Source organism: Vibrio sp. 03_296 (assembly GCF_002265885.1).
In genome coordinates this window covers 1-539 of the sequence record NZ_NPKW01000379.1, presented here as the reverse complement: position 1 = coordinate 539, position 539 = coordinate 1, and the positions used below count along the sequence as shown (strand labels likewise).

The window sequence follows — 539 nt, the reverse complement described above, 5'->3', positions numbered from 1 at the left end:
GAGCACTCGCGACACCGTGGCCAGGGAAACGCCCGCTTCCGTGGCAATATCTTTTAACGTAGCCATTCTTCTTCCTGTTGGCACAGCGCACTGTGCTGAGTGAAATCATCTGTTCTCTATTGTAATCAAGAGGCTGCGTGATGCWCTCGTTTTTTTTAGTAAAAATCGAGCCATGAGCGTTTTTATGATACTGGAACGCTCGCAGCATGGTGGAATTTCTTTCACTAAATCTCAGTGTAAAAAGGATTGTTTATGAAAATCAGTGAAAACGTTTACACTTTGCGAATTGGATCACGGAACCCGATCCAACATGCTTGGTAAGCTTTTAAACAAGCAAAGCCATTGAGCAAATTTGAGATCAGGAGAGGAAAGGGTGAACGTTTTAGTGACAGGTGGTCATGGGTTACATCGGTAGCCATGACATGTGTGCAGATGATGGCAGCCGGTATGGAACCGATCATCGTCGACAACTTATGCAATGCGAAAGTGGACGTGTTAAGCCGTATTGAAGCGCTCACGGGTAAGCAACCTATCTTCTA

General features: G+C 45.4%; 1 protein-coding gene and 1 pseudogene. One reads left to right on the top strand and one right to left on the bottom strand.

The genetic code is table 11. The features are described 5' to 3' along the window. Window positions 1-66, bottom strand: a 66-nt coding sequence (locus tag CIK04_RS24805; RefSeq protein ID WP_128824689.1) for a LacI family DNA-binding transcriptional regulator, incomplete at its 3' end; no start/stop codon positions are given. Between the two features lie 307 nt (window positions 67-373). Between CIK04_RS24805 and CIK04_RS24800 the strand changes: the two are divergent. Next, window positions 374-539: pseudogene (locus tag CIK04_RS24800) on the top strand (NAD-dependent epimerase/dehydratase family protein); the annotation flags it as partial.